This window comes from Vibrio sp. C8 (genome assembly GCF_054051265.1).
Genome location: NZ_JBPAOE010000022.1, coordinates 33021 through 50526, shown reverse-complemented (window position 1 = coordinate 50526; position 17506 = coordinate 33021). Strand labels below are relative to the sequence as shown.

At 44.7% G+C, this 17506-nt stretch carries 16 protein-coding genes; 6 read left to right on the top strand and 10 right to left on the bottom strand.

What is annotated here, in order from left to right:
- The first annotated feature begins 2 nt into the window (after window positions 1–2).
- Entirely contained in the window at window positions 3–1082 is a 1080-nt protein-coding gene (locus ACRQQK_RS11550) for a COX15/CtaA family protein (protein WP_457511552.1), read from the top strand.
- Entirely contained in the window at window positions 1075–1977 is a 903-nt protein-coding gene (cyoE, locus tag ACRQQK_RS11545) for a heme o synthase (RefSeq protein WP_457511550.1), read from the top strand. The genes ACRQQK_RS11550 and cyoE overlap by 8 nt, the downstream gene beginning before the upstream one ends.
- Window positions 1978–1994: 17 nt before the next feature.
- On the opposite strand, the gene ACRQQK_RS11540 is transcribed toward cyoE, so the two are convergent.
- Window positions 1995–3056 (bottom strand): MBL fold metallo-hydrolase, encoded by a 1062-nt coding sequence (locus tag ACRQQK_RS11540; RefSeq protein ID WP_457511548.1) that lies wholly within the window; start codon window positions 3054–3056, stop codon window positions 1995–1997.
- A gap of 199 nt (window positions 3057–3255) precedes the next feature.
- Here ACRQQK_RS11540 and ACRQQK_RS11535 point away from each other — a divergent pair, with 199 nt between their 5' ends.
- Both ACRQQK_RS11535 and aroG read left to right on the top strand, forming a co-directional pair.
- A complete protein-coding gene (locus ACRQQK_RS11535) occupies window positions 3256–3864 on the top strand; it encodes a TetR/AcrR family transcriptional regulator (protein WP_457511546.1) in 609 nt (202 codons plus the stop codon).
- Between the two features lie 177 nt (window positions 3865–4041).
- On the top strand, window positions 4042–5094 hold the full coding sequence (gene aroG / locus ACRQQK_RS11530; RefSeq protein ID WP_042481189.1) for a 3-deoxy-7-phosphoheptulonate synthase AroG: 1053 nt from the start codon (window positions 4042–4044) through the stop codon (window positions 5092–5094).
- Window positions 5095–5145: 51 nt separating this feature from the next.
- Here the strand turns inward: aroG and ACRQQK_RS11525 are convergent, their stop codons facing one another.
- The 5 genes from ACRQQK_RS11525 to cspE all read right to left on the bottom strand — a co-directional run bounded on the left by ACRQQK_RS11525 (window position 5146) and on the right by cspE (window position 9718).
- Entirely contained in the window at window positions 5146–6471 is a 1326-nt protein-coding gene (locus ACRQQK_RS11525; RefSeq protein WP_457511544.1) for an MATE family efflux transporter, read from the bottom strand.
- Window positions 6472–6619: 148 nt separating this feature from the next.
- Window positions 6620–8176: a methyl-accepting chemotaxis protein gene (locus ACRQQK_RS11520; protein ID WP_457511542.1), complete on the bottom strand. Its 1557-nt coding sequence runs from the start codon at window positions 8174–8176 to the stop codon at window positions 6620–6622.
- Window positions 8177–8420: 244 nt separating this feature from the next.
- Window positions 8421–8804, bottom strand: a complete 384-nt coding sequence (locus tag ACRQQK_RS11515; protein WP_457511540.1) for a GFA family protein — start codon at window positions 8802–8804, stop codon at window positions 8421–8423.
- 9 nt (window positions 8805–8813) lie between these two features.
- Window positions 8814–9410 (bottom strand): tRNA (pseudouridine(54)-N(1))-methyltransferase TrmY, encoded by a 597-nt coding sequence (trmY, locus tag ACRQQK_RS11510; RefSeq protein ID WP_457511538.1) that lies wholly within the window; start codon window positions 9408–9410, stop codon window positions 8814–8816.
- Between the two features lie 98 nt (window positions 9411–9508).
- Complete coding sequence (gene cspE / locus ACRQQK_RS11505) at window positions 9509–9718, bottom strand: transcription antiterminator/RNA stability regulator CspE (protein WP_042481174.1); 210 nt, start codon at window positions 9716–9718, stop codon at window positions 9509–9511.
- 428 nt (window positions 9719–10146) lie between these two features.
- Between cspE and ACRQQK_RS11500 the strand changes: the two genes are divergently transcribed.
- Window positions 10147–10566: a PaaI family thioesterase gene (locus ACRQQK_RS11500; protein ID WP_457512342.1), complete on the top strand. Its 420-nt coding sequence runs from the start codon at window positions 10147–10149 to the stop codon at window positions 10564–10566.
- Between the two features lie 96 nt (window positions 10567–10662).
- Here ACRQQK_RS11500 and ACRQQK_RS11495 read toward each other — a convergent pair whose 3' ends face one another.
- The 4 genes from ACRQQK_RS11495 to ACRQQK_RS11480 all read right to left on the bottom strand — a co-directional run bounded on the left by ACRQQK_RS11495 (window position 10663) and on the right by ACRQQK_RS11480 (window position 16427).
- Window positions 10663–13491 carry an FAD-binding and (Fe-S)-binding domain-containing protein gene (locus ACRQQK_RS11495; RefSeq protein ID WP_457511535.1) on the bottom strand — a complete coding sequence of 943 codons (2829 nt, stop codon included), beginning with the start codon at window positions 13489–13491 and terminating at the stop codon, window positions 10663–10665.
- Between the two features lie 61 nt (window positions 13492–13552).
- A complete protein-coding gene (locus ACRQQK_RS11490) occupies window positions 13553–14212 on the bottom strand; it encodes a LutC/YkgG family protein (protein WP_457511533.1) in 660 nt (219 codons plus the stop codon).
- A complete protein-coding gene (locus ACRQQK_RS11485; protein WP_457511531.1) occupies window positions 14209–15672 on the bottom strand; it encodes a LutB/LldF family L-lactate oxidation iron-sulfur protein in 1464 nt (487 codons plus the stop codon). The genes ACRQQK_RS11490 and ACRQQK_RS11485 overlap by 4 nt, the downstream gene beginning before the upstream one ends.
- A complete protein-coding gene (locus ACRQQK_RS11480; protein WP_457511529.1) occupies window positions 15669–16427 on the bottom strand; it encodes a (Fe-S)-binding protein in 759 nt (252 codons plus the stop codon). Before ACRQQK_RS11480 ends, ACRQQK_RS11485 begins: the two co-directional genes overlap by 4 nt.
- 120 nt (window positions 16428–16547) lie before the next feature.
- Here ACRQQK_RS11480 and ACRQQK_RS11475 point away from each other — a divergent pair, with 120 nt between their 5' ends.
- A complete protein-coding gene (locus ACRQQK_RS11475) occupies window positions 16548–17447 on the top strand; it encodes a LysR family transcriptional regulator (RefSeq protein WP_457511527.1) in 900 nt (299 codons plus the stop codon).
- Window positions 17448–17506: the final 59 nt, after the last annotated feature.

Here is a 17506-nt window from a genome sequence, read left to right as displayed (position 1 = left end):
CGATGACCAATTCCAATACAGGGTTAATTCGATTAGTTAAGTTTGCGCTGTTGTTAACGCTGACAGTAATTGCATTGGGTGCTTATACTCGTTTATCCGATGCTGGATTGGGCTGTCCTGACTGGCCGGGTTGTTACGGTCATTTCACGGTTCCGCAGTCTTCCCACGCGTTGGAAAAAGCAGAGTTGTTATACCCTCATCTTGATGTGGAGCCGCATAAAGCTTGGCCGGAAATGATTCATCGTTATTTTGCCGGCACTCTTGGTCTGGTGGTGTTTCTAATCACTTTTCTTTGTATTAAAGCTCGACCTGTGGCGATAACACTGCCTCTGATGATTGCAGCAGTTGTGATTTTTCAGGCCTTACTTGGTATGTGGACGGTAACCATGATGCTGCTGCCGATAGTAGTGATGGGGCACTTACTGGGGGGATTCACCTTGCTCGCCAGTTTGTGGTTACTGTTGTGGCAGTTACAACGGACGTCAGCGCCTGAAAATAACGAATTTACAAGCACATCAGCATTATCTTCCTATTTGAATCTTAAGCTGGGCGCGGCGCTCACTATGGTGGTGGTGGTGGTGCAGATCATGCTTGGTGGTTGGACATCGTCTAACTACGCGGCGTTGATGTGCAGCAGTTTGCCAATATGTGAAGGTAACTGGCTCTCTTATCTGGATTTCAAAACAGCCTTTACTTTGATTCATCACGGACATGACAGCTATGAGTTCGGCGTTCTGGATTACGGTCCAAGGCTGACTATTCATGTATCACATCGATTTGGCGCTATCTTGACCATCTTAGTCCTGTCAGCGTTAGCGTTTCGTTTATGGAAAGTCGGCCTGCTTTCTCTATCGAAAATGTTGTTAGGCGCGCTTTTGGTTCAGGTTGTTCTCGGCATCAGCAATGTGGTTTTTAATCTGCCATTAACGATTGCGGTTATGCACAATTTGGGCGCAGCACTGCTCATGATTGCAGTACTCAAATGCAACTATCGATTGTGGTCTTCTCAGCCTATGAGCCAAGCAATCATTGACACTAAAGCCAATTCTAAAGTTACAACAAGGAGTGTTTCCCATGAATAAGTCGGTCACTGTCGCATCTGGTATCGCCGTATCTCCTTCTCGTTGGAGAATCTATTGGACTCTGACCAAACCTAAAGTGGTCGCATTAATGCTGCTTACCGCGATGGTCGGAATGTGTTTAGCCCAACCAGCTGCGCTTCCTTTGCAAGCGGTGGTGTTGGGGTTGAGTGGCATTGCCTTGATGGCAGGCTCTGCGGCAGCGTTCAATCATCTGATTGACCGAAGAATCGATGCGATTATGGCGAGAACGTATCGTCGTCCGCTACCTTCTGGAGAGATTCAGGCTTATAAAGTGTTTGCATTTGCTACGGCGATTGGAATTGCGGGATTTGTCGTGCTCTATGCTGGGGTAAATGCACTGACCGCTTGGCTGACATTTGCCAGTTTGTTGGGGTATGCGTTGGTTTATACCGTTTATCTAAAACGGGCAACACCGCAAAATATTGTGATTGCAGGTTTGGCTGGAGCGATGCCGCCACTATTGGGCTGGACAGCAATAACCAATGAACTGCACGGGCATGCTTGGTTGTTGGTGATGATCATCTTTATCTGGACGCCACCTCACTTCTGGGCTTTGGCGATTCATCGCAAAGAAGATTATGCCAAAGCGGCTATCCCTATGTTGCCTGTGACGCATGGCGTCGAATACACCAAAACGTCGATTCTGCTCTATACAGTATTACTGGCGATTGTCTGTTTGTTGCCAGTATTAGTGGGAATGAGCGGGGTGCTTTATTTTGTTGCGTCCACTATTTTGAGCTTAGGTTTCATTTATTCAGCATGGGTACTGAAATATCGCTCAGATCAGCAGTCAGCCATCACCACTTTCAAATATTCTATTTATCATTTGATGATGTTATTTATTGCGCTGCTGCTCGATCACTACTTGGTGTAAGTAGTGAAGTGAGAAGTTTATGAGGCGGAGTTAAAACAGTTTTGTACTGATGGCTCTGCTTCCATTTCCACTTCAAGTTGTTCCCACCATCTCACCGATTGAAATGATTCGTTTAACGACATACGTTGACCAATAACAGGCGTGACCAAAGTAATACCCAAAGATCTTGCGAGATTCGATGCTTTCTCCAGAGGTTCATACCAACGGTGCATAGACAAATCAAAAGTGCTGTTGTGAATCGGCATCATCATTTTGCCTTTCAGATCGATGTGCGCCTGTAAGCTCTGGCGAGGGAACATATGCACTTCAGACCAAAGTTTGTTGTAAGCGCCAGTCTCAATCATGGTTAAATCGAAAGGGCCGTATTTATTGCCAATCTCTTTAAATCCGCTGAAATAGCCGGAATCGCCACTAAAGAAAATAGACTTTTTGCTGCTGCGAATCACCCAGCTTCCCCAGAGGGTCTGATTGCGATCCGTTAAGCCTCGGCCAGAGAAGTGTTGAGTAGGCGTGAAAGCAAACTCCAAAGAGCCTCGGTTCGCACTGTCCCACCAACGAAACTCCTGAATCTTGCTGGCAGGTACGCCCCATTTCTGCAATAAAGCGCCTACTTTTGATGGAACAAGAAAGTGGTCAACTTTCTTCGCCAAGCTTTTTACAGCGGCTTTGTCTAAGTGATCGTAATGGTCATGGCTGATCAACACTACATCAATCTTTGGCAGATCCTGAATGGAGATGGGTGGCTGGTGGAAACGTTTTGGACCTGCCCATTGCACCGGTGAAGCGCGGTCACTGAAAACGGGGTCGGTAAGGAGCCATTGACCATCTAGTTTCATCAGAATTGAAGAGTGACCAAGTCGATAGACCACATCATCGTTTTCAACTTCTAGCTGTTCGTTAGTGATACTTTGCACCGGAATCGGCTTTTTTGGCACTGTATCCTCATGTTTCTCAGTCAGATAAGCCCAAGAGATAGCTAAAAAATCGCGAATGCTGTTTTTGTTATCCACTTCGTGGTTAGCAAATTTGCCATCAAGTGCTGCTGTATCTGAGACTTGATTGTTTTCAACTGTATTCATTGTCTTTCTCCTGTAGCCAAGTGAAAAGTTTCCTTACTTCTGAACTCTATGATCGAATAGAGATATGAAACGTTTGTGACGTTTCTTAGAACTTTTAAAGTAAACTATACGGTGTAGTTTACGTATTTTTGATGAAAAGTAAACTGAGTAGTGTAATATTGGTGTCAGAATATTTTTAAGACATACGCAGAACACAGTAATGAAGAAAACTCGAAGTGAACTAAAACGTGAAGCGATATTGTTGGCTGCAAAGGAAGCTTTCCGAGAGTTCGGGGCACAAAGCACCAGTATGGATAAGATTGCGGCGTTAGCGCAGGTTTCCAAGCGCACCGTGTATAATCACTTTTCGTCAAAAGAAGTGCTGATCATGACCTTGCTGGCAGACTTGTGGAGTGCAACGGCTAACCTTGTCGATTCTGATCAGCTAATGTCACTACCAATGGAAGAGCAGCTAGAACAATTGCTTTACAGCGAAATAGAAATTCTGTCGTCAAATGAGTATATCGACCTAGCGCGAGTGGTGCTCGGCTACTATCTATATCGCCCAGATGAGTTGATTGAACAATCTGAACTGATGGCAAAAAAAGAGGGTCAGATCCTCAGTTGGCTTAAACATCAGGCTTCGTTAAAAAACCTTAATATTCAGGATGTTGATCTCGCTAATGGTCAGTTGCACAGCCTAGTTAAAGGTGGCTGCTTCTGGCCGCAAGTTATGGGGATTAAATCCAGTTTGTCAGACCAAGAAAAGCGCTATTTGGCACAACAAACCACGTTATTCTTCATCAGTCATTACGGGTGTAAAAAATAAGTTACACCATTTCTGTTTTGTAAATAATTTCTGCATATTGCATTTTATTTAAAATAATGGTTGCACACATCTGCCTAGGTAGATTAAGTTACGGACTGAGGAAACGAGACTGCCAAAGGATTTGCTATTCACCGTTCAATAGCACCAGCAGCAAAGCAAAATAGGAAGAAGTAAGCGATGTATCAAACCGACGATGTAAATATTAAACGAATTAAAGAATTATTACCCCCAGTTGCAGTATTAGAAAAATTTCCAGCGACTGATGTTGCTTCTTCAACAACGTTTCAAGCGCGCCAAGCAATCCACAACATTTTGAATGACGAAGATGACAGACTACTCGTTATTGTTGGCCCATGTTCTATCCACGATACAGAAGCGGCGATCGAGTACGGTAAGCGTTTGAAGAAACTGCGTGATGAGTTAAGTGGTCAACTTGAAGTTGTGATGCGTGTTTATTTTGAAAAACCGCGTACAACAGTGGGCTGGAAAGGTCTGATTAACGACCCATACCTTAACGATACTTACAAGATTAATGACGGTTTACGCATGGGTCGCAAGCTATTGCTTGATTTGACCGACATGGGTATGCCGACTGCGAGTGAATTCTTAGATATGATCACTCCGCAATACGTGGCTGATTTAATTAGCTGGGGCGCAATCGGTGCTCGTACGACTGAATCACAAGTACACCGTGAACTGGCTTCTGGTATTTCATGTCCGGTTGGTTTTAAAAACGGTACTGATGGCAACATTAAAATTGCTTCTGATGCGATTCGCTCAGCTGAGTCATCACACCACTTCCTATCAGTCACTAAATTTGGTCATTCAGCGATTGTTGAAACAGCAGGTAACCCTGATTGCCACATCATTCTTCGCGGTGGTAAAGAGCCAAACTACAGCGCTGAACATGTTAGTGACATCAAGAACCAGCTGGAAGCGTCTGGTCTGCGTCAAAAAGTGATGATTGACTTCAGCCACGCAAACAGCTCTAAACAATACCAACGTCAAATGGTTGTAAGCGAAGATGTGAGTGCACAAATCGCTGGTGGCGAACACGCAATTTTCGGTGTGATGATTGAGTCACATCTTGTTGAAGGTCGCCAAGACTTAGTCGATGGTCAAGCGCCGACTTACGGCCAGTCGATTACAGATGCATGTATTGGTTGGAATGATACCGAGACTGTATTGCGTCAACTTGCTGATGCGGTAGAAAAACGTCGTAAAGGCTAATGCATAAGTGCATAGATGAAGAAAAGGCTCTCAATTGAGAGCCTTTTTTGATCAGGAAGTTTGAAGCGTATAGTTCTGTTCTATCTGTTTCAAAGTTCTTTGATATACCCACCAAGCGGTGCTGCCAGCCAATAAGTTACCGATAAAAGCGCCGATAAACAGACCTTGTAATCCGCCGAACTCAGAACCTATCCATAGACAAGGCAGGAAGAAGATAAACAGCCTTAATGCTGAAATCGTTAAAGCGATGTAAGACTTACCCAAAGCGTTGGACACTGACACCATCAGCATACAAACCCCTAGCGAACCTAAGCTTAACGGTACAATCATTAAGTGCCAGTTCAAGATAGTCTCGACACTCGCTTCGCTGGTCATCAGTGATGCCAGAGGCGTGGATAGCACGATAGTAATCAGCGCAATAGCGAGTTGGGAAATCAGAATAAAGCGAATGGCGATATTCACCAGCTTCCTGATATCCGCGAGCTTTCCTGCGCCCAACATTCTGCCGATCATCGGTGGCATTGACATAGTCAACGCCAATACCGCAACGATAGCAAAAAATTCAAAACGTGAACCCAGCGCCCACGCTGCAACCGCTGTCGCGCCAAAGCTTGCTAGTAGTTTAGTTGCCAGCATAGAGGAAAGCGGTGGTAACAATTGGCTCAGCATTGCTGGTCCCATGATATGCCCGATAGATTTCACGCTAGCGACAATATCCAGATCATGCCATTCGTAGCTCATCCAGTGCTTGTTATAAACTTTTGGTAAAACAACGGCCACACCGATGCTAAACGCCAGAATGGTTGCGATCGCAGCGCCATTGATACCGAGGTCGAACACAAAGATAAACAGAGGGTCTAACACAAGGTTTAACACGCTGGTCACCATCATCATAGTGCCCGGCAGCATAGTATTTCCGTTGGCACGACAGACACTGTAAAGAAAATACAGAACTGCGCCTGTCCACGCGCTGATAGCCCACCAAATCCAATAGACATCAATAATTGAATAGATGCTTTCAGGAGCATCAAGCAATGAAAGGATAGGGTATCGAAGTAAGTAAATGATCAAGCCGAAGATAGCGACGCAGCCGCTACCCATTGCCAACACTAAACCGCCTAGCTGTTTGGCGTATCGTGTCTTTTCAGCCCCTAAAGCCTTGGAGATTACAGCTGTTGTAGCAATGCCTAGGCCGACTTGAACGCCGATAATCACCATTTGTAATGGCATAGTGAAACCTTGCGTAGCAAGCGGCAAAACACCAAGTTGGCCGATAAATGCACTATCGACTAACTGAAAGCTCATTAGTGACAGGACGCCAAAAAGCATCGGCCAAGTCATTTGAAATAGCTGATTAGATAATGATGGAGGATTCATTAGTGAATTATGATCTTCGTTGTTTTAAGAATGTTAATGGCGTTCATTATGAGCCAATGTAGCCACTATTGGTACCTTGAAAAGCTAACTAATAGGTTAGATAAAGAAAAAGCGCCTCAAATGAGACGCTTTGAAAAGAGTTCATGCCTTATAAGCGGCGGAACTGTTTAACAAGTACACCTTGTGACGCTAAGTTAGAAACCAGAGCTTTACACTGTTCATGGGTGTCATTTGCTAGCAATAAAGTAGCGGCTGAACCGTCGCTGATAGACTGAACACTTACGTTCATGCTTTCCGTTACGCGTGCCATTTCATCTACCGCTGTCGCTATGTGTTCGTTTCTTTGAGCAATATCGGCCATCTGCGCCAGCAGAGCTTTAAGTTTGTCACCAGAATCATTTGCACTGTTCACACAACTTTGTGAAAGCGAGTTACCTTGACTGATGGCTTCCACCGCTTCACGTGTGCTGCTCTGAATGGTTTGAACAATACTTTGTATCTCACTGCTGGATTCAGAACTGCGTTGCGCCAGCTTGCGGACTTCATCTGCAACTACGGCAAAACCGCGACCTTGTTCTCCTGCTCGTGCCGCTTCAATTGCAGCGTTTAGCGCAAGAAGATTAGTCTGATCCGAAACACTCTGAATGACCTCTATAACCTGACCGATGGTTGCACTTTGAGCCGAGAGTTTTTCAATAACAGTGGTGGCCGAATCTAGCTGTTTGGCTAGCTGAATAATCGAACCCACTGTATCTTCGACAGAATCCATGCCTTCACTTGCTGCTGTCTGGGCACTGTTTGCGGCGGCGGATGCGGCTTGTGCATTGCTTGCAATTTCGTTGGCGGTTGAGTTCATTTCAGTAATAGCGGTCGCCACTTGCTCAGTTTCGCGCGATTGACCGTCTAAGTTGTCAGCAGTGTGGTTGCAGTTTACGGACGATACTTTAGCCGCTTCAACCAATTGCAAGTTCGAGTCCTGAATTCGGCCGACTACCGCATTTAATTCAGATTGACGCATTTTTAGCGCTAGCTGAATTTCAGAAATATCATCCACTCGCTTGTTGTAAACAAGTTCCATTAATGGGTTATCAAACACTTTACGTGCTGTTTCCGTTACTCTTTCTAAACGACGAGTTAAGCTGTAGCTGGTCAAGATACTTAGTAGCAGCATCATTGGGACACCAGCACCTGCCAAGAAATGATCAACTGCGGCTGCAATCACTGCGGCGCCAAGAAATCCTACTGTCATACGCTGCCATAAACGCGTTCTAGGTAACTTGAGCTGCCAGGGTGTTTTGTTAGCGCGGATCTGTGCGTACACCTTTTCCGCATTCTCAACATGCTCGCGATTAGGTGACAGGCGGACGGATTGGTATTCAACAGTCTTACCATTTTCAATAATTGGCGAAGCAAAAGCATCAACCCAGTAGTGATCACCAGATTTAGTTCGGTTTTTAACCAATCCCATCCAAGAATGGCCTTTCTTTAAATGTGACCACATGTCCTGAAATGCTGCTTCTGGCATGTCTGGATGGCGAACCAAGTTATGAGGTTGACCAACCATCTCTTCTAGACTGTATCCAGCGACTTCACAAAACTCTTCGCTAGCATAAGTGATATGACTATTGGGTTGAGTAATAGAGAGTAAGTTGTAATGAGGAGGGTAAAGAACTTCTTTTTGTGTAACAGGTTGATTAATACGCATTGTGTTGAGCACCCTAAAAATAATTCAAAAATGTACACCTAGCGTTTGACGAGATTTATGGTTAAAAGACGTCGCGTACTTATTATTGTTGTAGGGTTTATGATTATTATTTGCTCAGTTTATACTCATGTCACATTGGAAATGCAATCGACAAACTCAACGTTGTATTAAAACGGGATATATCTCACTAAATTTGTAGTTCTGGTCTGACATCGGATAACATCCGACCGCCTGAAACACATTTTTAATCAAGGTAGGTCCAGCTGTTTGCGCCATCAAAATGTCGAATTTTGATACTGTTTAGCAGAACTGGGTTGAACATACGGTAGTTAACTGCGAGCCGATCGTTGTCAGATTTGCTCGCTGATGAATAATGAGTAATGCAACCACAGTTTTTACAATGGTAGAAGAGAATCGCTTTATCTCCCCAACTGTAGCTTTCCACGCCGCTCTCTTTTACCGTGAGAGTAACCTGCGACTGTTTGAAATATCCCCAAATGGCAGCGTAACGTGAGCAAATGGAACAGTTACATGCAGTGGCTGTTTTTGAAGGATAGGGAATGGTTAATGTGACGTTCCCGCAGTGGCAACGGCCAGTAAGCATTTCTTCACTGTCAGAGTGCGTCATGGTTTACCTTTATTCACGCATATCAAGTTCGTTGTGAATAAGCGTAATACATTGGGAAGCAAATAGCATTTTTGGACCTAAGCTGAGTTTTTCAACGCCTAACCGTTTCAGTGAATTTCCGGTTTTCTTTGGCATAGGAATGTGGTCAGTCAGAAGGAAGCATGGGTTTGGACCAATGTCGATGGTACGAATGGATTCGCCTTTTTTATCCATCATGTACATAGAATGTATATCAGCCAGCTTAGTGACTAAAGCTTCGAAACTGATTGTCTGCACCGTGAGACCTGGTTGAACTTCGCGAATTTGTTCTTTGGTCATTCCGAGTGACTTATCCAATGCTTTGACCAACAAAGCGATTAACGCTGCTTCGTGGAAACCACCAACATCACTGATGGTATTTGCATCAATCGTGATGGTGCGTGAGTAATCTTGGGTACTTTCCAGCACGAGGTGAATAACAGCATCTTCACGGTGCGACTGAGCGGTGAAAATCGCGTTCATAATACCGTGAGCAAGAATTTCCGCGTGGGCTTTGCCACCCACTTCAGCTTGCAGTTTTTGACTATCGGTTGGGGCTGAACGTGCTCTAAGAACAAAAGTACGCATTGGGTTCCTCTAATGTGTAGCGAAATTAGGAGACAACAAAAACACAAAAGGCCGCATATAGCGACCTTTTCACGTCAATCCGAAGATTGTAAACAAGCTTAGATAACAGTTACGTTAGCAGCTTGTGGGCCTTTTTGGCCGTTTTCAACAGTGAAAGAAACCTTTTGGCCTTCTTTCAGAGTTTTGAAACCTTCTGCAGTGATTGCACGGAAGTGTACGAATACGTCTGCGCCGCCGTTATCTTGAGCGATGAAACCAAAACCTTTAGTTTCGTTAAACCATTTAACGGTACCAGTAGTGTTAGACATGATGTCTCCAAATCTTAAAAAATTAATCTATTTAGCCAAAAGAAGGCGCTTATTACTTAGGTGACGTTTGAACAAAATGCTTCTACATATAACTGGCTAAACGCTAGTACCGGAAGGTTTCCTTCGCACAACCTATCGAGCGTGAATCGATTGGACGCGCGAATAATAACGCAACTATCCGTAATAAACTAGTGAATATTTCAAATTAAGTGAAAGCAAGCACACTCAAACGAAAACAAAGTAAGTTTAGACCATAATTATGTAACTTTTGTGGCTCTGTAAAGTTATTGGGTCACGTTTTGGTCGGTTGATTGAAGCGGATGCCAAAAAATTTTTTGGAGTAAACAATGATTACCGAAAACTGTGATGCGTTTAAATGGCATATGCTAATTATCGTTTACATGTTAAAAAGTCAGGAACGTATTGATATGAAGCATTTCCATAAATCACATGTCATGTGCGCAGTGTGCGGTAATGAAGAAAACAACTACTACTCTTTGGGCGCGGAGTTTAAGGTGAAACAGGACCATACCGTGCAGAGTGATTTTACGGTGTTACCTCGGCATCAGGGTTACTTTGGTTTGTTGCATGGAGGAATTGCGAGTTCTTTGCTTGATGCCGCAATGACGCATTGTTTGCTTAGCCAACAAATTACCGCATTAACTGCTCAACTAGATGTACGCTATCACAGCCCGATCAAAGTCGGTGATCAAGTTAAGGTTATTGGCGAGCTGTTGACGGTGAAGCGAGGTATCTATTTCTTAAAAGCGTATTTGAAAGTGGGGCAAGATACACGTGTGTCTGCAAATGGAAAGTTTATTGCTTCAAAGCTCGCGGAAATTGATTGAAAGAGAAGCTAACCAAATAAAGGGTTAGCTTCTAAATAGTCAGCGTCGTTTCTTTTAGTTAATTGCTATTCGTTAGTTTCTTGTTGTTCGTTTCTATTAATGTGGTCGGGAAACTTCATCAACCAGATATAGAATCGACTGATAAGTGATTCCGCTGTGATGTGATAAGCCAATTTCACAGGTTCGGCTATTGCTGAATCCTCTTGTGCAATCTTCAGGAACTTGCTCTTTGAGTGGATGAACCGCTGCTGCATTGAGTTCGGGAGTAGTAAAACCTTTGTCTCCCGCCCAACCACAGCATTCAATATGCTCCGGTATGACGACGTTGCTTACACAGGCTTTGGCGAGATTCGCCATCTCATTAGTGAGCCCCATTCGTCGCGAACTACAGGTTACATGCAACATCACGGTTTCTTCCTTCGGCGTGATACTGAGATGTTCCAGCAAGTATTGGCTTACAAACCCAGAAGGCTCGTAAATTTTTAGCGGTTTTGTGAACCTCTCAATACTGCGTTTAGCACATGGACTGGTATCCATTAACACTGGGTAACGACCAAACTGACTGGCTTTCCATAGTACTTCTTCCAGTTGATGAGCTTTATCATTGGCAATGTCGCTCATACCTTTACTGTCGTAAGGCATTCCGCAGCACTGTTGATTAATATCGTCAGGGAGAATTACCTCGTATCCGGCTTTATTGAGAATGGAAAGAGTAACTTCTGTTAATGGACGCTGATCTTTAGCATCGGTTTGTTGCCCCATGCTACGGCTGGCACATGATGGAAGATAAACCACTTTCTTGTCACGTTGCGGAAGGTCACTGGCCACTTTCTCAAGCGGATATCGGTTTGCTTGCGGCATTTCTGCAAGCCAAACCGGAGTTTTTCCATGAGTCAGTTTTCGGGTACCTTCGACGATACGCTTGACCGATGTTTCACCAAGAATTCCAGAAGCAAGCTTATTCATTTTTAAAGCGGAGCGTGTCATCGCAGTTGTGGCGGAAAAATGGTCTGCTGTCCAACGTGCTATCGGTGTAAACTTTTCGTATTTAGCACTGCGCAGTTTTTTTACAAGATCGCCGGTATTGATTCCAACGGGACATCGGTCGGCGCACAGTCCGGTTGCGGCACAAGTATCTAAACCTTGGTATTCGAACACTTTATTTAATTCGTCGGCGGATGTTTGTTCTCCGTTTTTGCGTCGACGTTGAAGCTCACGGTAGAGAACGATGCGTTGACGTGGTGACAACGTCAGCGTTCGAGAAGGGCAAACTGGTTCGCAGAATCCACATTCGATGCAGCGATCTACAAGTTCATCTGCAGCAGGCATCAGTTTCAAGTTATCTAAGTGTGCTTTGGGGTTGCTGTTGATGATTACCCCAGGATTCAACAAGCCGTTTGGATCAAATAAGACTTTGATTTGCTGCATCAATGCATAGCCTTCTTTACCCCATTCGAGTTCAACATACGGAGCCATATTTCGACCCGTACCGTGTTCCGCTTTTAATGAACCTTGGTATTTCACCGCAACCAAATCTGCGACGTCATCCATAAAGGCTCCGTATCGCTCGATTTCCTGTTGCTGTTCAAACCCTTGAGTAAAGACAAAATGCAAGTTGCCTTCCAGCGCATGGCCGAAAATGATCGCTTCTTGATAATGGTATTTATCAAATAGTTTTTGCAGGTCACGAATGCCGTTGGCAAGATTTTCAATCGGGAAAGCAACGTCTTCGATAATAACGGTGGTTCCCACTTCTCTTACCGCTCCGACAGCAGGGAACATGCCTTTGCGAATGCCCCAAAGGGTCGAGACGGTATTGGCGTCGGAAGTGAAAGGAACCGATTCGATAATATTGAAGCTTTTTAGCGACTCCATTACTTCACCGCATTGGTGCTGTAATGCTTTATGGTGACTTGCGTGAGATTCAATAAGCAAAGCCGCAGCTTCTAAATCGAGAGACTTGATGAAATCAGGCATACCTGCTTTGTCGGCGACAGAACGCATGGCTCTGCCATCCATCATTTCAACCGCAGCAACGGGTGATTGTTTTAACGTGATTACGGCTTGGCTTGCTTGCTCGATATTTTCAAATACCAGCAATGCAGAGGCTTTATAGCTGTGTTCGACCACCGTGTTATAGGTAATTTCGGCGATAAAGCCGAGTGTGCCTTCAGAACCAATAAACAGGTGCTTCAGAATATCAATCGGGTCATCGTAATCGACCAGCGCGTTGAGGGCGTAGCCGGTTGTGTTTTTTAAACGATATTTGTGCCTGATCCGAGCGCTCAGTTCTTTGTTCGCCAGCGTCTCTTTTCTCAACGTTTCTAGTCCAGAAACAAGGTCGCTTCTTTGTTGCTTAAATACTTCTACGCTGTTTGAATCACTGGTATCCAACACTAGACCGTCTGCAAACACCACCTTCATATTATCGATAGTTTGATAAGAATTCTGCGCGGTGCCGCAGCACATACCACTGGCATTGTTCGCAGCAATACCTCCAATTTTACACGTGTTTATAGACGCTGGATCTGGACCTATTTTGCGTTGGAAAGGCGCGAGATATTTGTTGGCGTCTGCGCCAATCACTCCCGGTTGTAAACGGATTTTATCGCCTTGCTCTAAGATCTGATGCTTCCGCCAATCATCGGTTAAGGTTATCAGTACTGAGTCTGACACGGCTTGACCGGACAAACTGGTTCCAGCCGCGCGGAAGGTAAAAGGTAAAGCCAATTTCTCACAGCTCTTAATGGTGAACACCACCTCTTCAAGGCTATTAAGACGCAGCACTACCTGTGGAATAAGCCGATAAAAGCTGGCGTCTGTACCGTAAGCGAGTCTTTGGGCTTCCTGAGTGATAATGCGTTCTTCGTCGATTTGAGTTTTCAGAACATCCATCAATTGTTGATAGCGAGTCTTGATTTCCATTTTAGTTATCTCGTTGCCATTTACGCGATGATTTATCGTTCATCAATTATTTATCTTTCGTCTATTTATCTTTAACAATGAGGACGATAAGTTCGCTTGGTCCATGTGCGCCATAAGCTAAGGTTTGTTGAATGTCAGCCGTTTTGGAAGGCCCCGATATCAAAAGTGCGTTGGTCGGCATGTTTGCGGCCCAGTTCTGTTCGGCCATCACTTCGAGAAAGTGATTGTGTAATGTCGATGCATGCATCACAGCAATATGGCAGGGAGGCACCAGTGATAATGTTCTTGGTTCATGCTCACTTGGCCATAGGACCAGAGCGCCAGTGTCAGCAATGCCTGCTAATACATGCGTGACCCCCACATCTACTTCATGGAACAGCGCACTTTTCCAGTTTTCTATGTCATTCTGATATTCAATAATATCTAACGCTTTCAGGCCTTGTTTGAAGTCGCTAATCCATTCACCCTCAGTACCAATGGCTGCTCGCTGCCATCCTTTTTCTGAGCAGAGCGTCTCTAGAGTCGTACCAATTTCTGAACTCTCTAGTTGAATAACTTGAGCATGGCTTGCGGTGAGCGCTTGGCAAAATCGCGCCATTTTTTCCTGCTCAGTTTTACTTTTATCGAATCCCCATGGTTCGAAAGCAATTTCTGTGCTTTGGACTGGTATAGCATTGGCGTTTTTGAGTCTTTTTAAGATGTTATCGCGTGCCGTACTCATGATTTGTCCTCACTACTTTTGTTATCTGAGTGGTCGTCTGCCAAGGTTTGCTTTTCTTTGAGCAACTGATGCAAGGTTTTACTCGCAGGTTTTGGTGCGGTTCGACATTGTGTCCACGCGCCAAGCTTGTTTGGGATAAGCGCTTGCATCTTGGTGGTAAACCCTGTTGCAGAGTGGTAAAAAGTAGGGTGGGTAGCCGCAAAGGCGAAACTTGACATCGCCATACTTTCTAGATTGCTGTGCGAGGTTTTCTGTCCTTCCATGACCGTGTTACCTGATTTCGCATCATGCTTTGCTTCTCTGCGTAGACGTTGTAACAGTTCTGGAATTGGAATTCGTACTGGGCAAACCTCTCCGCACGCGCCGCATAAGCTTGATGCGGTAACCAAATCTTTTGTCGCTTCTAAACCCAATAGATGCGGTGAAATGATTTTACCAATCGGCCCCGGATAAACGGTTCCATAAGCGTGCCCACCAATTTTGGTGTACACCGGACAATGGTTCATACAAGCGCCGCAGCGGATGCATTGCAGCGTCTTACGCATTTCCTCGTCTTGATAAGCCTGACTGCGACCATTATCAAGTAAGACCAAATGCACTTCTCGCGGACCGTCTTTCTCACCTTTTTTGCGCGGCGAAGTGATCATATTGAAATAGGTGGTGATAGCCTGCCCCGTCGCTGAGCGAGTTAAAGCACTGTAAAGTGGCGGTACATCGGCAAGGTATTCAACCACCTTTTCTATACCTGTGATGGCAATGTGAACCTTAGGAATAGTGGTCGACATCCGACCGTTACCTTCGTTTTCAACCAAGCACAGTGTACCTGTTTCAGCAACGGCGAAATTAACTCCTGAGAGACCAATATCGGCATCGTGAAATTTCTGACGAAGACGGGTACGCCCCGTTTGAATCAGTTCATCAACGTCGAGAGTTGGGGTAAAACCATCGAGATTTTTCTCGAAGGTATCGCTCACTTCCTGTTTATTCTTATGAATCGCCGGCATGATGATGTGAGAAGGTTTGTCGCCGTCAAGCTGGACAATGTATTCCCCCATATCACTTTCTAAACATTCAATACCGAGTTTTGCCATTTCATGGTTCATCTCGATCTCTTCGCTGACCATCGATTTACCTTTGATGATCATTCTCGCCTGATGGCGTTGTGCTATTTCAGCGATAATGCCATTGGCTTGTTCTGGGTTTTCTGCCCAATGGACTTGAATACCGTTTTGGGAGCATTTCTGTTCAAGTTGTTCCAGCAATGTCGGCAACTTACTCAGGCAGCGTTGTCGGATGGATTCCGCTAAATCACGAATCGCGTTCTCTTCTTTTGCATCCGAAAATGCAGTTTTACGCTTATCTCTCAGGTAGTCCATGGCACCACGGAAATTGGCGCGTAGTTGAGGATCTTCCAGCGCTACTTTTGCTTGAATATGAAACTGTTGAGGAGTCTGACTCATGATTGTACTCCTTTGGTGCGCTCTAATAAGAAACTTGCTAGGTGGCGGCCTTGTAGTGCTTTGCCTTGGTATTGCAAAGCGCCATTGATATTGAGCAAACACCCCCAATCGGCACTGACTAACGTCTCTGCGTTGGTTTGAGTAATGTGATGGGTTTTATCTTCAACCATGGCTTGAGAAATATTGGGATGACGGACTGAAAAGGTGCCGCCGAATCCACAACATTCACTCTCATAGTCCTGCATGCTAAGCTCTACACTCTCAAGCTGATTCAGCAATTCAGTGGCCGTAACATGGACATTCATTTCCCGACGAGCGGCACAGGAAGTATGCATCACCACGGAAGTGGGTTCGCCTGTATCCGTCAGCTTGACACGGCAGACATTGACTAAGAATTCAGTCAGTTCGAACACTCTGTCACAGAATTCATTAACCTGATCTTGCTGGGAATCCTCTTTGAATAAGCGTCGGTAATGATGATGCATCATTCCGCCACACGAACCCGATAACACAATCACTGGATAAGGTTTAGGAAACAGCGCGATTTGGCTCAATGCCACTTTCTTGGCTTGGTCGTCATAGCCCGAGGTGTAAGCGGGCTGTCCGCAGCAGGTTTGTTTTTCAACGAAAATAACTTCAAGCCCTTGCTGTTCAAGAAGGGTTATCGCATCTAGCCCTGCTTGAGGGTCAAACAGATCCACCAGACACGTGGCGTAGAAATACACTTTTTGTGGTTTTGCAGGGTAGATACGCATTGCTTCTCCTAACGGGAGTTATTGTAATTATCGTGTTAATTAAATGTGAATCTAGCGCTTTCCTTTTTCTTAATATAGGGAAATAATGAAATTCATTATTTCCAAAAGTGACATAATTTGATGCGTGCAGATGATTTAATCTTGTTTTCCCAAGTGGTTGAATTTGGCAGTTTTAGTAAAGTGGCTGAACAAAATAACCTGACAAATTCGGTAGTTAGCAAAAGAATTGCGCGTTTGGAAGAAGAGTTGAGTGTGCAGTTATTATATCGAACAACGCGTAAATTAACTTTGACTGAAGCGGGCAAGGCTTTGATGTCGAGTGCTAAAAATGTGAAGCAAGCCACTCAGGAAGCGATGGATGCCGTTGCGGGGTTTGGTGAGAACATCAGTGGGCACATTAAGATGTCGGTTCCCTCTATTTCCGGAGACCTAATTCTCGCCGATGCAGTGGCTGAATTCTGCAATATGCATCCGGGATTAACAGTAGATATGTCACTCGATAATCGCTTTGTGGATTTAGTGGAAGGGGGCTATGACTTGGTTATTCGTACGGGTTACCTGGACGATTCCAGTCTGATTGCACGTCATATATTGGATTCGCAATGGGTAGTGTGTGCATCTCCTTCGTACATTGCACTTAACGGTAAGCCACTTAAACCTGAAGATTTAGTCAATCATAATTGCCTGCAATATGCGTATCAGACCACAGGGGCGAGTGACTGGGAGTTTAAGGGCAGCAAAGGCAACTATATCGTTAAAGTGTCTGGCACTTTTTCAACAGATAATGCGACCGCATTGCGCAAAGCTGCGCTTGGAGGTCACGGTATTGCTTATGTACCGAGATGCTTGGTCTATCATGACTTTCGAAATGGTGAATTGGTGGATATTTTCCCAGAGCAGGTAGGCAAGAAGCTTGGTATATACGCGGTCTACCCGTTTACACGTCAGCCACCGAACAAAGTCCGTTTGCTTATAGAACATATCCGTACTCGTTATTTAGCCATCTCTCATTACTTCTAGTCGCTGAACGAATTGTGTTTTTAGCTCGTTTGGTGATTATTTGTCCACTTGAACGTTAA